This is a genomic window from Mesorhizobium sp. M7A.F.Ca.ET.027.02.1.1 (assembly GCF_004022985.1).
Classification (GTDB): domain Bacteria; phylum Pseudomonadota; class Alphaproteobacteria; order Rhizobiales; family Rhizobiaceae; genus Mesorhizobium.
On sequence record NZ_RZOL01000909.1, the window covers coordinates 1 to 525 of the forward strand.

At 66.1% G+C, this 525-nt stretch carries 1 protein-coding gene; it reads left to right on the forward strand.

Features of this window, described 5'->3' with window-relative positions; all coding sequences use genetic code 11:
- Window positions 1-525, forward strand: a 525-nt coding sequence (locus EN749_RS36950) for an AI-2E family transporter (protein ID WP_128365131.1), incomplete at both ends; no start/stop codon positions are given.

The following is a 525-nucleotide window of genomic DNA, read 5'->3' on the forward strand; positions in this document are numbered from 1 at the left end:
CGATCAACGAGGTCCGCGAATGGGTCGCCTGGGCGATCGAGACCAACCGTCACGGCGCGGTGACGCCGCACTGGATCGCCACCATGCCTGTCGTGGGGGAGTGGCTGAACGAGCAATGGACGACCAATTTCGGCCATCCAGGCGGCATTGGTGAACTGATCCAGCTGGTCAGCGGCGCCAACATCGGCAGCATCTATCGCGGTGTGCTGGCCGCCGGCGGCAGCGCCTTCGGCTTGCTCCTGACATTGTTGTTCATGATGATCGCGTTGTTCTTCGCCTATCGCGACGGCGAGCATTTTGCCGGCCAGGTCGACCGTCTCGGCGAACGCATCCTGCCGACCAGATGGGAACGGATTTCGCGCGTCGTGCCCGCGACGATCTCGTCGACCGTGACCGGCATGACCGTGATCGCCATCGGCGAAGGCCTGGTGCTGGGCATCGCCTACTGGCTGGCCGGCGTGCCGTCGCCGGTCACGCTTGGCGCCCTGACCGGCGTCATGGCGCTGATCCCGGGCGGTGCACCGC